The organism is Amycolatopsis sp. A133, assembly GCF_031082405.1.
In the GTDB taxonomy this organism is placed as follows: domain Bacteria; phylum Actinomycetota; class Actinomycetes; order Mycobacteriales; family Pseudonocardiaceae; genus Amycolatopsis.
Genome location: NZ_JAVHJU010000047.1, coordinates 1 through 12,836 on the forward strand (window position 1 = coordinate 1; position 12,836 = coordinate 12,836).

Consider the following 12,836-nt stretch of genomic DNA (forward strand, 5'->3'; position numbering starts at 1 on the left):
ATCGGCACGCAGGAGTGGACGTTCGACCGCGCCGAGGCGCTGGCCCGCATCGGCGACGCCTTACCACTCACGACCACGGACGTCAGGCGACGGGCAGGACCGCCGCGATCTCGTCCGCCGCGTCCGGGCCGAAGGCGTCGCCGATGCGGGCCAGCGCCTCGGCGCGGTCGAACGTCCACTCCTGCGTGCCGATCGTCTCCAGCACCAGCACCGCGATCAGCGACCCGAGCTGGGCGGCGCGCTCGACGCCGAGACCGCCGTCGAGGCCGGCCAGGAAGCCCGCGCGGAAGCCGTCGCCGACGCCGGTCGGGTCGGCCTTGCTGCGCTCGGGGACCGCGCCGATCTGCAGGGCGATGCCGTCCTTGCCGACGATCTCGACGCCCTTCTCGCCCAGCGTCGTGATCCGCAGGCCGACCTGGTCGAGGACGTCGGCCTCGGTCCAGCCGGTCTTCTGGAGCAGCAGCTCCCACTCGTAGTCGTTGCTGAACAGGTACTTCGCGCCGGCGACGAACGTGCGCGCCTGCTCACCGCTCATCCGGGCCAGCTGCTGCGACGGGTCGACGGCGAAGGCGTACCCGCGCTGCCGGCACTCCGCGGCGTGGCGGATCATGCCCTCCGGGTCGTCCGGGCTGATCAGCACCAGGCCCAGCGCGCCGACGCGCTCGGCGATCGGCTGCAGCTCGATGTTGCGGGACTCGGCCATCGCGCCGGCGTAGAACGTCGCGATCTGGCAGAGGTCCTCGTCGGTGGTGCAGACGAACCGCGCGGTGTGCGCGACCTCGGACACGTGCACGCCGGAGGTGTCCACGCCGTGCCGTTCCAGCCAGGAGCGGTAGTCGGCGAAGTCGGCGCCGACGGCACCCACGAGGACCGGCTGGACGCCGAGCACCCCGAGGCCGAAGGCGATGTTCGCGCCGATGCCGCCGCGCCGGACCACGAGGTCGTCGGCGAGGAAGCTCAGCGAGACGCGGTGCAGCTGCTCCGCGACCAGCTGCTCGGCGAACCTGCCCGGGAAATGCATGAGGTGGTCGGTCGCGATACTGCCGGACACCGCGATCCTGGCCCTGTCTGCCACCGGCTGCTCCTTCGTGTTCGACCTCACGGCAAAAGGCGCGAAGTTACCCCCGGGTCATGACCCATCCGGGTAGTTCGCGCGCGCTCAGCCGACACTACCGGCTGGTACTCCTTCTCCGGTCGAGAGCGGATCAATAGCGTAACGAATCGTGAACGCCGTCACCGAACCCGAGACCCTGTCCGAGCTGATCGCCGACTGTGCGCTCATCCCGGCGACGCTCCAGGCCGAAAGCCTCCCGACGTCCCTCGTCACGGCCGAACCGTGGCAGGTCGACGAGGCGTGCCACGCCCAGGTGGCCGAGCTCGACGCCTACGTCTGAGTCCGCCTAGTCCGCAGCAACGGAGAAGGCCCCACCTCCCTTCGGGTGGCGGGGCCTTCTCGCGTGTTGCGCGAACCTCAGTGGAACGAATCGCCGCAGGCGCAGGAGCCGGTGGCGTTCGGGTTGTCGATCGTGAAGCCCTGCTTCTCGATCGTGTCCACGAAGTCGATGACGGCTTCCGACACGTACGGCGCGCTCATCCGGTCCACGGCGACCTTGAGGCCGTCGAAGTCGCGGAACAGATCGCCGTCGAGCGTGCGCTCGTCGAAGAACAGCTGGTAGCGCAGGCCCGCGCAGCCACCGGGCTGAACGGCGATGCGCAGGTGCATGTCGTCGCGGCCCTCCTGCTCGAGCAAGGCCTTCGCCTTGGAAGCCGCGGCGTCGGTCAACGTGACGCCGTGGGTCTCCTCGGCGGTCTCGGCCTGCTTCGCGCCGGCGTGCTCAGCGGTCGTCATGGCACTCCCTCTAACTAAGTCGAACTCGCTGCGGATACTCCTCGTGCTGACGTGGCCAACACCCGGGGCGTCCGATCTGTTCCCCCACCATGGTCGCACATGGATCGCCCTGGTTAACGGCGGCGTGACGCCTGCAATACCCTGGTGAGGTGAGGTTCCTGCGCCGAAGCACCACAGACACCGCCGCCGAAGAGCCGGAGACGGGCGAAGCCGTCGACGTCGCCGGCAAGGCGTTCACGCCCGGTAAGGGCAAGGCTACGCCGAAGCGCCGGGAAGCGGAGGCGAAGCGGCGAGGCCCGGTGGCGCCGCCACCCACCACCATGCGTGAGGCGATGAAGCGCAACAAGGAACTGCGCAAGTCGAACCCGCAGACCAAGGAAGACCGCCGCGCGGCGGCCAAGGCCCGCCGCGACGCGATGATGCGCGGCGACGACAAGGCCCTGCTCCCGCGCGACCGCGGGCCGGTCAAGCGGTACGTCCGCGACCTGGTCGACAGCCGGCGCAACCTGCTCGGCCTGTTCATGCCGCTGGCGATCGTGGTGTTCCTGGCGCTGCTGGTGCCGCTGCCGCAGGTGCAGTCGTACATCACGCTGCTGTGCACGGCGATGCTGCTGGTGATGGCGATCGAGGGCTTCGTGAACGGCCGCAAGATCGCGAAGCTGGTCCGGGAGAAGTTCCCGAAGGAGGCGGTCAACGGCCGCTCGATCGGCTGGTACGCGTTCGTGCGGGCCTCCCAGATCCGCCGGCTGCGGATGCCGAAGCCGCGGCTCAAGCCGGGCGATCCGATCCCGAACTGAGCGGTTTCCGAGAAGCCGGGTCGAGCGGTGCTCGACCCGGCTTCTTGCTGTCCGCGGGCTGTGCGAGGGCTGTGCGGGAGCCGGCCGACCTCCGGCGAGGCTGGAGTCACTCCAGGATCGTTAGCAAAGCAAACGATTACCGCCTAAGCTCGTGGCATGGAGTTTCGTCGTCTCGGCCGCAGCGGCCTCAACGTCAGTGAGATCTCGTACGGGAACTGGCTCACCCACGGTTCCCAGGTCGAGGAGGACCAGGCCCGCGCCTGCATCCAGGCCGCACTCGACGTCGGCATCACCACCTTCGACACCGCCGACGTCTACGCCAACACCGCCGCCGAGTCCGTGCTCGGGCGCGGCCTGAAGGGGCAGCGGCGGGAAAGCCTGGAGATCTTCACCAAGGTCTTCTGGCCGACCGGTCCCAAGGGCCCCAACGACAAGGGCCTGTCCCGCAAGCACATCATGGAGTCGGCGCACGCGAGCCTCAAGCGGCTCGGCACCGACTACGTCGACCTCTACCAGGCGCACCGGTTCGACCGGCACACCCCGCTCGAAGAGACGATGGTCGCCTTCGCCGACCTCGTGCGCCAGGGCAAGGTGCTCTACGTCGGGGTCTCCGAGTGGACCGCCGAGCAGATCTCCCGCGGCGCCGCCCTCGCCCGCGAGCTGAACATCCCGCTCGTGTCGAACCAGCCGCAGTACAACATGCTCTGGCGCGTCATCGAGGACCAGGTCATCCCCACCTCCGAGCGGGAAGGCCTCAGCCAGATCGTCTGGTCGCCGATCGCGCAGGGCGTGCTCACCGGCAAGTACAAGCCGGGCCAGGCCTACCCCGAAGGCTCGCGCGCCACCGACGAGAAGGGCGGCGCCGACATGGTCGCCCGCTTCCTCGACGAAGACGTCCTCAAGCGCGTCGCCGAGCTGGAACCCCTCGCCAAGCAGGCGGACCTCAGCCTCGCCCAGCTGGCCGTCGCGTGGGTGCTGCAGAACCCGAACGTCGCCTCGGCGATCATCGGGGCTTCGCGGCCGGAACAGGTGCACGAGAACGTCGAGGCCGCCGGCCGGAAGCTCGACGCCGACCTGCTCAAGGCCATCGACGACGTCCTCGGCGATGTCGTCGAGCGCGACGCGAGCCTGACCAAGAGCCCCTAGTCCTTTGCGTGTTCCGGCCTGGTTGATCCGGCCCTGGAACGGCACCCCGAGGTCGAACGCGTCCTCGGGGGCCATCCGGGGCTCCAGGCCGAACCCGCGCAGGAGGCGGCTGGCCCCCGCCAGCCGGTCGCCTCCGCGCCCGGGCACGCGCGAGGGCGCGAGGCCGTGCGAGACGAGCAGGCTTTCGACGTCGTCGATCAGCCGGTACGGGTCGTACTCACCCACGGACCCAGGTCTTCCCCGTGATCCGCTCGTAGACCTCGGTGTAGCGCTGCCGCGTCTGTTCGACGATCTCCGCCGGGATCTCCGGCCCGGGCGGGGTCTGGTCCCAGCCCGTCGACCGCGACCAGTCGCGCACGAACTGCTTGTCGAACGCGTGCTGCGGACGGCCCGGCTCCCACGCGTCGGCCGGCCAGAACCGGGACGAGTCCGACGTCAGGACCTCGTCGCCCAGGGTCAGCGTGCCGTCGGCGTCGAAGCCGAACTCCAGCTTCGTGTCGGCGATGATGACGCCCTGCTTCGCCGCGTGCTCGGCGCCCTTCGTGTAGATCTCCAGCGTCAGCTCGCGAAGCCGCTTCGCGGTGTCCTCGCCGATCTCGTTCAGGACCTCGTCGAAGGTCATGAACTCGTCGTGGCCGGTGTCGGAGATCTTCGTCGTCGGCGTGAAGATCGGCTCCGGCAGCTTGTCGCCCTCGACCAGGCCCGGCGGCAGCGCGACCCCCGAAATCTTCCCGTCGCGCTGGTACTCGCGCAGGCCCAGGCCGGCCAGGTAGCCGCGCGCGATGCACTCGACCTGGACCATCCGCAGCGGCTTGCAGCGCATCGCCCGGCCGGCGAACTGCTCCGGCACGTCGGTGGTCGACACGACGTGGTTCGGGACGACGTCGGCCATCCGCTCGAACCACCACGCCGACAGCTGGTTGAGCAGCTTGCCCTTGTCCGGGATCGGCGTCGGCAGCGAGACGTCGTAGACCGAGACGCGGTCGGACGCGACCAGCAGGATGTCCCCGCCGTCGAGTTCGTACAGGTCACGGACCTTGCCCGCGTGGATGTGCTTCATTCGCCGTCCTCAGTCGTGTACTCGTAGAAAACCCAGTGGTCGGGCAAGGCGGCGGACTCACCGTACTCGACGACCGTCCCGTCGGCCGCCAGGAAGGTGCTCCGGCCGAGCAGCACCGGCGACCCGGCGGGCAGCCCCAGCTCGGCCGCCTCCTCCTCGCCCGCGCGGCCCGCCGCGTGCCGTTCCTGCGTGGTCGCGATCTTCGTGCCGAGCCGGGCCGCCGCGTGGGCCGCGGTGCCCTCGACGATCCGCTCCGGCACCAGCAGCGCCGGCGCCTTCGCCGACAGCGTGCCGTCGAGCCACGACGTCGACGTCGACAGCGGCCGCGAATCGGGGCCGTAGGTGGTACGCCGCCGCCGGATCGCCGGGGCGCCCTCCTCCAGGCCGAGTGCGGCCGCGGGCCGCTCGGGCGCCGGCTCGAGGCCGGCCGAGCGGATCACGGCGTAGTGGCCCGGTGGGTAGATCCGGCCCGTCCGCGCCGAAGCGGCGGTGCGGTCGCGGGCCGTGCGGTGCAGGCCGCCGCGGTCGACGACCGTGCCGACGCCGCGCACGGGCCGCACGAGCCCCTGCGAGCGGAGCGTGGCCAGCACCTTGGTGGCGGTCGCCATCGCGACGGTCCAGGTACGCGCTATCTCGCGGGCGGACGGCACTGCGTCGCCCTCCTGCAACCGGCCGGACAGGATGTCGTCACGGATCCGGCCCGCGATCTGCAGGTACGGCGGCTCAGGGCGGTCGAGGGTGGGCAAGGCGGCTCCTCACGCCGGACATCACGCACAAGTGTTCTAGCACGCCGGGGTGTCTCCCACAAAGCCCTGTTCAGAACCACCCAGGTGTACTAGTACACGCACTGGACTCTGCACTAGTACGCAAGTTACCCTCGAAAGTGTGTCCCCGATCACACCGCACGCCGGCTCCAGCGGCCAGGGCCTCGAGGAACTCCTCGAGGAACTCCGGCGCCGCAAATGGGTGCTGCACCTGTTCGGCGGCCGCGAGGCGCCGGAGCTCTACGCGGCCGTCCACCGGTGGCCGACCTGCGCCGACGTCATCATCCTCCGCGACGAACACCGGGCCAGCGCCTACCGGGTGCCGACCTTCCCGGGCACGGACGTGTTCAGCCCCCGGGTCGTCACCTGGCAGTACCACGCCACCCCGGTCTGGACGCTGCGGGCGGTGCTCACCCTGGCGGAGCCCGGCACCCCGGGCGCACCGCTGCAGGCACTCCGGCCACAGCCGGATTGCCGGATCCCGCCCGAGCTGCGGCAGGACGTCACCATCCGGCCGACGGGAATGACCCGGGAAGGGGATGACGGCGGCGGCCCGCCCGCCTGCGCCTAGCCGTGGCCGGGCTCAGCGGGCGAGCAGCCGCTCCGCGACGACGAGGTCGTGGGGATAAGTGATCTTGAGGTTCTCGGGAGCCCCCGGGACCCACCGGATCGGCAGGGAGGAGAACCGCTCCATGCACGAGGAAGTGTCCGTACCCACGAAGCCTTCGCGCTCGGCCTTCTCGTAGGCCTCGAGCAGCGGTCCGGCCCGGAAGCCCTGAGGCGTCTGGACGCGGATCGCGCCGGGCACCTGGGCGACCAGGTGCCCGGCTTCCACCTCGACGACGTCGTCCGCGGCCAGGCCCGGCACAGCCCCCCCGTCCTCGCGTGTCCGGGCCAGCACCGCACCGACCAGTTCGGGGTGGACCAGCGGCCGGGCCGCGTCGTGCAGCAGCACGGCGTCGACCCGGCCGCCGGTGATTCGCGGGGCCAGGTGCCGCAGCGCGTTGAGCTCGGACGCCTGGCGCGTGTCGCCGCCGTGCACGATTTCGATGCCGTCTCCGGCCACCTCGTCGGCGAGTTCCCGGTCCTGCGGCCGGATGACCAGCACGAGCACGCCGATGCCGGGCACCTTGCGGAAGGCGTCGAGCGACCACGCCACCACCCGCCGTCCGGCCAGTGGCAGGTAGACCTTGTTCAGCTTGGCGCCGACGCGGGTGCCCGCGCCACTGGCCAGCACCACCGCGGCCGCCGTCGTCTCCACGAGCCGCGAGACTACCGGGCGGCCCTTCCCGGTAGGTTGGCCACAGCGTTGCCGTGGAAGAGGAAGGGCCTGGTGTGGAGCCGGAAAACATCGAGTTCCCCGAGATCACCCCGCCCGACGACCACGCCCGGTCCGCGGCCATCGCGCTGCACGACAAGCTGGTCAAGCCCGCCGGGTCGCTCGGGCGGCTCGAAGAGCTGGGCGTCTGGATCGCCGCTTGCCAGGGGCAGTCGCCGCCGCGGCCGTTCACGCGGCCGCGGGTGATCGTCTTCGCCGGGGACCACGGCATTGCCGCGAAGGGTGTCTCCGCCTATCCCGCCGAGGTCACCGCGCAGCTGCTGGGCACCATGCTCACCGGCGGCGCCGTGATCAACGTGCTGGCCGCCGCGGCGGGCGCGAGCGTGCGGGTGGTCGACCTGGCCGTCGACACCGAGGCGCCCGCGACGCGCTCGATCGGCGAGTTCAAGGTCCGCCGCGGCTCGGGCTCCATCGACGTCGAGGACGCGCTGAGCGCCGACGAGGCCAAGGCCGCCGTCCGCGCCGGGATCGCGATCGCCGACGCCGAGGTCGACGGCGGTGCCGACCTGCTCATCCCCGGCGACCTCGGGATCGGCAACAGCACGCCGGCGTCGGTGCTGGTGGCGGCGCTGACCGGCAGCGAGCCGGTGGCGGTCGTCGGCCGCGGCTCCGGCATCGACGACGACGCCTGGATGCGCAAGGCCACCGCCGTGCGCGACGCCCTGCGCCGGGCCCGCGCGGTGCTGGCGGACCCGGTCGACCTGCTGCGCACCACGGCCGGCGCGGACATCGCCGCGATGGCCGGGTTCCTCGCCCAGGCCGCGGTCCGGCGGACGCCGGTCGTCCTGGACGGGCTGGTCGCCTGCGCCGCGGCGCTCGTCGCCGAGGACCTCGCCCCGGGCGCGCGCCGCTGGTGGGTGGCGGGCCAGCGGACGGCCGAGCCGGCGCACGCGCTGGCGTTGGAGCACCTGGACCTGGGGCCGCTGCTGGAACTGGACGTCCGGCTCGGCGAAGGCACCGGCGCCGTGACCGCCCTGCCGCTGCTGATGATGGCCGCCCGCGTCCTCGCCGAGACGGCCACCCACGACCAGGCCGGCGTCTCCGGCCCGCTGATCACCGCTCCCGCTTCCTGACGGCGAAAGGCCCGCGCACTCCGGTGCGCGGGCCCTTGGCCGAAGCGGTTCAGCCGAGCGCGACCATCCACCCGTCCGGGTCGGGGCGGGTGCCCTCCTGGATCCCCGTCAGCTCTTCGCGCAGCTTCATCGTCAGCGTGCCCGGCTGCCCGTCGGCGATCGTGAACTCGCCACCCGCGTGCTTCACGTGGCCGACCGGGGTGATGACCGCCGCGGTGCCGCAGGCGAACGTCTCGGTCAGCTCGCCGGACGCCGACGCCTTCTCCCACTCGTCGGTGGAGATGCGGCGCTCTTCGATCTTGTACCCCAGCCGCGAAGCGAGCTGCAGCAGCGACTTGCGGGTGACGCCGGGCAGCAGCGAACCCGTCAGCTCCGGGGTCACCACCCGGGCGTTCTCGCCCGAGCCGAAGACGAAGAACAGGTTCATCCCGCCCATCTCCTCGACCCAGCGCCGCTCGACCGCGTCGAGCCACACCACCTGGTCGCAGCCCTTTTCGACAGCCTGCGCCTGCGCCACGAACGACGCCGCGTAGTTGCCGGCGCACTTGGCCGCGCCGGTGCCGCCGGGGGCCGCCCGGACGTACTCGGTGGACAGCCAGACGCTGACCGGCTTGACCCCGCCGGAGAAGTACGACCCGGCCGGGGACGCGATGACCGTGTACACGTAGTCGGCGGCCGGGCTGTTGACGCCGAGGCCGGTGGACGTCGAGATCATGAACGGCCGCAGGTACAGCGAATCACCCGGCCGGGTGGGCACCCACCGGCCGTCGGCGGCGACGAGTTCCCGCAGCGAGTCGATGAAGACCTCGTCGGGCAGCTGCGGCATGGCGAGCCGCTCGGCCGACTGGCGGAACCGGGCGGCGTTGGCGTCCGGGCGGAACGACGCGATCGAGCCGTCCGGCTGGCGGTAGGCCTTCAGTCCCTCGAAGATGGCCTGGCCGTAGTGCAGCACCGACGTCGCCGGGTCGAGCGTGAACGGGGCGTAGGGACCGACCTGGGCGTCGTGCCAGCCCTCGGCCTTCGACCACTTGACGGTGACCATGTGATCGGTGAAGTACAGCCCGAACCCGGGCTTCTCCAGTACCTCCGCGACACGGTCCGCGCTCGCAGGACTCGGGTGCGGGATATGGGCGAACTGTGTCGTGGTCGTCATGGCTAGACGATACCGCTTGCTCGGACGCGCGTTAGTCGGATGTCCATCTGTTCCGGGTTCGCCGCGCCCGCGGCGCGCCCCCTCTAGGATGCCTCTGTGACCTACCACTCCACTGAGCCGGTCCCCCGGCCCAAGACCACCGGCGCCGACGTCAAGACGTTCGTCGCCGCGGTGCTGCTGACCTTCGGCGTCGGCCTGCTCGGCATGGTCGGCTGGGCCGTGCTGAACAGCGGCTTCGGCGGCTTCCTCGGCCTCGTCGGCGGCGTCTTCGGCGTCGTGTGGTGGCGGAAGATCCACGGCAAGGCGTTCCCGAAGGTGCTCCCGACGAAGTCGGTGGTCATCCTCGCGGTCGTCAACGCCGTGCTGGCGCTGATCCTTATCCTGACCGCGGGCTGAGCGAAGCCGGCAGCGCCGGTGCCGGCCAGCCCTCGTCCGGGCGGAAGTCGGTGTCGGTCCCGTCGAACGGGTAGGCGCCGCGTTCGGCCAGCGCGCCGATCCGCTCGCCTTCCGCGCGCAGCCGGTCGAACTGCTCGAGCGTCAGGCGGCCGACCTCGATCGCGGCCTCGGCCTCGTCCTCGTCGTCCCAGCGCCAGCTGCCGTCGCGCTCGACGACGACGTCGAGCACGCCGTCGATCCGGTCGACCGCGCCCGGCGTGCGGCCCAGCGGGATCTCCAGGTTGACGTACCAGTTCTTGAACCGGCCTTCGAGGTCGAAGAACCACCAGACCGAAGACCACTCGTCTTCGGGGATCCGGCGGAGCGTCGACGTGCCGTGCCAGGAGTCCGGAACCGCCACCCGCGGGATGCGGAACCGCTGGTCCAGCGGAGCGTCGTGCATCAGGCGGCCGTCGGCGAGCCTGCTGCCGATGATCGGCGTGCCCGCCGGCAGCCAGGCGAGCAGGACGCGGCCGTCGTCTTCGAGGACGCGCAGCGGGTGGACCTGGCCGATCGAGCCGTCGGGGCGGTGGAACCGTTCGACCACGGTCTCCCCCGGCCGCCAGCGTCGATCACTCACGCGCCTCACTGTACTAATCCGGCCAAAAGTAGGCCGCCCCAGCGCGGCACGTAACCATTGCTACGAGGTCATTCGGCCGTGGCTGTGGTCGGATTAGTTCAGATCGGCACTGTACCTGCGTGCGCGTACGCCCAGTAGCAGCTCGAACACCGCGGCCAAGCCCGCGACGACGAGCACGGGCAGCACCGGCAGGAAGTACGCGGCCGCCGCGGCGACGGCGAGCCCGGCCAGTCCCGGCACCCCGGCGCGAGCCCGGACCTCGGTCCCCGCGGCGAGCGCGGGCACGACGGTCGCGAGCACGGCGACGACCGTGAGCAGCGGCTGCAGCGCGTCCGCGTCCGCGGCGGACAGCAGGTCGCGCAGCGAGGTGAGCGACAGCCCGAGCCGCACCGCGCCGAGCTGGTAGAGCGCCGCAAATGCGGTCAGCACGGCGAGCGTGCCGAGCAGCAGCACGCGCAGGCCCGCTTTCTCCCGCCCGGCGGGCCGCAGGAAGGGGAACGCCACCACGGCGGCGACGAGCACGCCCGCGAAGTCCGGGGGCTGCAGGCCGCCACCGGCGGTCGCCACCGGCGCCACCGCGACGCACACCGCGACCAGCACGAGTCCCGCCGCCAGCAGCAGCCCACCCGCGACCCGTACGACGATCGTCGGGATCTTCGGCCCGGCGAACCCCGCGCCGGCGACCACCACGACGAACGCCGCGGCGGAGGCTTCGCGGTGCGCGGGGAAGACGTAAGCACCGAACGCGATCGCGTAGACGGCCACTTCGGACAGCCGCGCGACGGCCACCGCGACCCGGCCGACCAGGGTTTCCCCCGGTTCCGGCACCCGCGCCGCCACGCCCGCGGCGATCGCCGCGAGCACCAGCCCGGCGAGCAGCCACCAGCCCGCGCCCGCCGCCCCGGCCGCCAGCGCCACCAGCAGCCCACCACCCAGCCGCACGCGGCCCCTCCCGTACCTCTGTTCACCCGTGGTTCCGTCGTCATTAGCATGGCTCACGATCCCGACCGGGCCGGTGCCCGGTACGACCGAGAACGCGCGAGGAGCCAGAAGTGACCGTGCCCAAGCTCGCCCTGTCCGACAACACCGGGGAGGCACTGGCCAAGACGCGCGCCGACGTGGTCGTCGTCGGCACCCTGGCCGGCGAGGACGGTCCGGTGCTCGCTCCCGGCGCCGCCGCCGTGGACGCCGCCTTCGACGGACGGCTCGCCGGCCTGCTGGCCACGCTCGGTGCGAGCGGCAAGGCCGAAGAGGTCGTCAAGGTCCCGACGCTGGGCAAGCTCCCCGCCGGGGTCGTGCTCGCCGTCGGCCTGGGCAAGCAGGGCGACGCCGTCACCCCCGAGCAGGTCCGCCGCGCCGCGGGCGCCGCCGGCCGCGCGCTGGCCGGCACCGACCGCGCGTTCGTCACGCTGTCCGAGCTCGACCTGCAGGCCGCCGTCGAGGGCACCATTCTCGGCTCCTACGTCTTCACCGCCTACCGCTCCGAGAAGGGCGACGCCCCGCTCGCGAAGGCCGACTTCGCGACCCCGGGAACTGGCACTGCCGGCACCGCCCGCGAGCACAAGGCGACGCTGAAGGCGGCCGGCGCCATCGCCGAGGCCGTCATCGTCGCCCGCGACCTGATCAACACCCCGCCGAACGACCTCTTCCCGGCCTCCTTCGCCGACCGCGCGAAGAAGCTGGCCGAGGACAACGGCCTGGAGTTCGAGGTCCTCGACGAGAAGGCGCTGAAGCGCCAGGGCTTCGGCGGCATCCTCGGCGTCGGCGGCGGCTCGTCGCGCCCGCCGCGGCTGCTGCGCCTGGCGTACAAGCCGGCCAAGGCCGCCAAGAAGGTCGCGCTGGTCGGCAAGGGCATCACGTTCGACTCGGGCGGCATCTCGCTCAAGCCCGCCGCGAACATGGACCACATGACCTCGGACATGTCCGGCGCGGCCGGCGTGCTCGCGTCGGTGGTGCTGGCGGCGAAGCTCAAGTACCCGCTGGAGGTCGTCGCGCACATCCCGCTGGCGGAGAACCTGCCGTCGGGGACGTCGTACCGGCCGGGTGACGTGCTGACGATGTACGGCGGCAAGACCGTCGAGGTCCTCAACACCGACGCCGAGGGCAGGCTGGTGCTCGTGGACGCCATGGTCCGCGCGGCCGAGGAGAACCCGGACTACCTGATCGAGACCTCGACGCTGACCGGCGCCCAGGTCGTCGCGCTCGGCAACCGCACCGCCGGCGTGATGGGCTCGGAGGGCTTCCGCGACCGTGTCGCCGCGATCATGCAGGCCACCGGCGAGAACGGCTGGGCGATGCCGCTGCCGGAGGAGCTGCGCGCCGACCTCGACTCGCGGCTGGCCGACCTGGCCAACGTGACGGGCCACCGCTGGGGCGGCATGCTGGCCGCGGGGATCTTCCTGCGCGAGTTCGTCGCCGACGGCCTCGACTGGGTCCACATCGACATCGCGGGCCCGTCGTTCAACACCGGCTCGCCGTGGGGCTACACCGGCAAGGGCGGCACCGGCGTCCCGGTCCGGTCGATCGCCGCGGTGCTGGCGGACATCGCCGCCAACGGCTGACCCTTCCGCAGCCGGTCGTGAGTGGTAAGGCGGGTTAGAACCCGCCTTACCACTCACGACCGCTGTGGGCGGAGTGATC

General features: G+C 71.7%; 15 protein-coding genes. 7 read left to right on the forward strand and 8 right to left on the reverse strand.

The annotated features are described in order from the left end of the window. Positions 1-82: 82 nt before the first annotated feature. Positions 83-1,075 carry a carbohydrate kinase family protein gene (locus Q5425_RS29060; protein ID WP_308675516.1) on the reverse strand — a complete coding sequence of 331 codons (993 nt, stop codon included), beginning with the start codon at positions 1,073-1,075 and terminating at the stop codon, positions 83-85. Positions 1,076-1,223: 148 nt separating this feature from the next. On the opposite strand from Q5425_RS29060, the gene Q5425_RS29065 reads away from it, so the two are divergent. After that, positions 1,224-1,394, forward strand: a complete 171-nt coding sequence (locus Q5425_RS29065) for a hypothetical protein (RefSeq protein WP_308675517.1) — start codon at positions 1,224-1,226, stop codon at positions 1,392-1,394. A gap of 77 nt (positions 1,395-1,471) precedes the next feature. Here the strand turns inward: Q5425_RS29065 and Q5425_RS29070 are convergent, their stop codons facing one another. Continuing rightward, a complete protein-coding gene (locus tag Q5425_RS29070) occupies positions 1,472-1,849 on the reverse strand; it encodes an iron-sulfur cluster assembly accessory protein (RefSeq protein ID WP_308675518.1) in 378 nt (125 codons plus the stop codon). A gap of 149 nt (positions 1,850-1,998) precedes the next feature. Between Q5425_RS29070 and Q5425_RS29075 the strand changes: the two genes are divergently transcribed. Both Q5425_RS29075 and Q5425_RS29080 read left to right on the forward strand, forming a co-directional pair. Then, positions 1,999-2,646, forward strand: a complete 648-nt coding sequence (locus tag Q5425_RS29075; RefSeq protein ID WP_308675519.1) for a DUF3043 domain-containing protein — start codon at positions 1,999-2,001, stop codon at positions 2,644-2,646. 156 nt (positions 2,647-2,802) lie between these two features. Next, a complete protein-coding gene (locus Q5425_RS29080; protein WP_308675520.1) occupies positions 2,803-3,792 on the forward strand; it encodes an aldo/keto reductase family protein in 990 nt (329 codons plus the stop codon). A gap of 217 nt (positions 3,793-4,009) precedes the next feature. Here the strand turns inward: Q5425_RS29080 and Q5425_RS29085 are convergent, their stop codons facing one another. Together Q5425_RS29085 and Q5425_RS29090 are read right to left on the reverse strand one after the other, a co-directional pair. Continuing rightward, a complete protein-coding gene (locus tag Q5425_RS29085; RefSeq protein WP_308675521.1) occupies positions 4,010-4,852 on the reverse strand; it encodes a phosphoribosylaminoimidazolesuccinocarboxamide synthase in 843 nt (280 codons plus the stop codon). Continuing rightward, positions 4,849-5,598, reverse strand: coding sequence for a GntR family transcriptional regulator (locus Q5425_RS29090; protein WP_308675522.1), 750 nt, complete (start codon positions 5,596-5,598; stop codon positions 4,849-4,851). The genes Q5425_RS29085 and Q5425_RS29090 overlap by 4 nt, the downstream gene beginning before the upstream one ends. A gap of 139 nt (positions 5,599-5,737) precedes the next feature. Between Q5425_RS29090 and Q5425_RS29095 the strand changes: the two genes are divergently transcribed. Continuing rightward, a complete protein-coding gene (locus Q5425_RS29095) occupies positions 5,738-6,187 on the forward strand; it encodes a hypothetical protein (protein WP_308675523.1) in 450 nt (149 codons plus the stop codon). Positions 6,188-6,199: 12 nt separating this feature from the next. Here the strand turns inward: Q5425_RS29095 and Q5425_RS29100 are convergent, their stop codons facing one another. Further along, entirely contained in the window at positions 6,200-6,877 is a 678-nt protein-coding gene (locus Q5425_RS29100) for an IspD/TarI family cytidylyltransferase (protein ID WP_308675524.1), read from the reverse strand. 74 nt (positions 6,878-6,951) lie between these two features. On the opposite strand from Q5425_RS29100, the gene cobT reads away from it, so the two are divergent. Then, positions 6,952-8,028, forward strand: a complete 1,077-nt coding sequence (cobT, locus tag Q5425_RS29105) for a nicotinate-nucleotide--dimethylbenzimidazole phosphoribosyltransferase (protein WP_308675525.1) — start codon at positions 6,952-6,954, stop codon at positions 8,026-8,028. A 49-nt stretch (positions 8,029-8,077) separates the two neighbouring features. Here cobT and Q5425_RS29110 read toward each other — a convergent pair whose 3' ends face one another. Then, positions 8,078-9,181, reverse strand: coding sequence for a branched-chain amino acid aminotransferase (locus tag Q5425_RS29110; RefSeq protein WP_308675526.1), 1,104 nt, complete (start codon positions 9,179-9,181; stop codon positions 8,078-8,080). 96 nt (positions 9,182-9,277) lie between these two features. On the opposite strand from Q5425_RS29110, the gene Q5425_RS29115 reads away from it, so the two are divergent. Beyond that, the gene (locus tag Q5425_RS29115; protein ID WP_308675527.1) at positions 9,278-9,577 is read left to right on the forward strand and encodes a hypothetical protein; all 300 of its coding nucleotides are present in this window, start codon (positions 9,278-9,280) and stop codon (positions 9,575-9,577) included. Here Q5425_RS29115 and Q5425_RS29120 read toward each other — a convergent pair. Next, on the reverse strand, positions 9,558-10,196 hold the full coding sequence (locus tag Q5425_RS29120; RefSeq protein WP_308675528.1) for a DUF402 domain-containing protein: 639 nt from the start codon (positions 10,194-10,196) through the stop codon (positions 9,558-9,560). The two genes, Q5425_RS29115 and Q5425_RS29120, sit on opposite strands and share 20 nt — an antisense overlap. Positions 10,197-10,289: 93 nt before the next feature. Continuing rightward, positions 10,290-11,138 carry a hypothetical protein gene (locus Q5425_RS29125; RefSeq protein ID WP_308675529.1) on the reverse strand — a complete coding sequence of 283 codons (849 nt, stop codon included), beginning with the start codon at positions 11,136-11,138 and terminating at the stop codon, positions 10,290-10,292. Between the two features lie 110 nt (positions 11,139-11,248). Here Q5425_RS29125 and Q5425_RS29130 point away from each other — a divergent pair, with 110 nt between their 5' ends. Further along, the gene (locus tag Q5425_RS29130; protein ID WP_308675530.1) at positions 11,249-12,757 is read left to right on the forward strand and encodes a leucyl aminopeptidase; all 1,509 of its coding nucleotides are present in this window, start codon (positions 11,249-11,251) and stop codon (positions 12,755-12,757) included. Positions 12,758-12,836 lie beyond the last annotated feature (79 nt).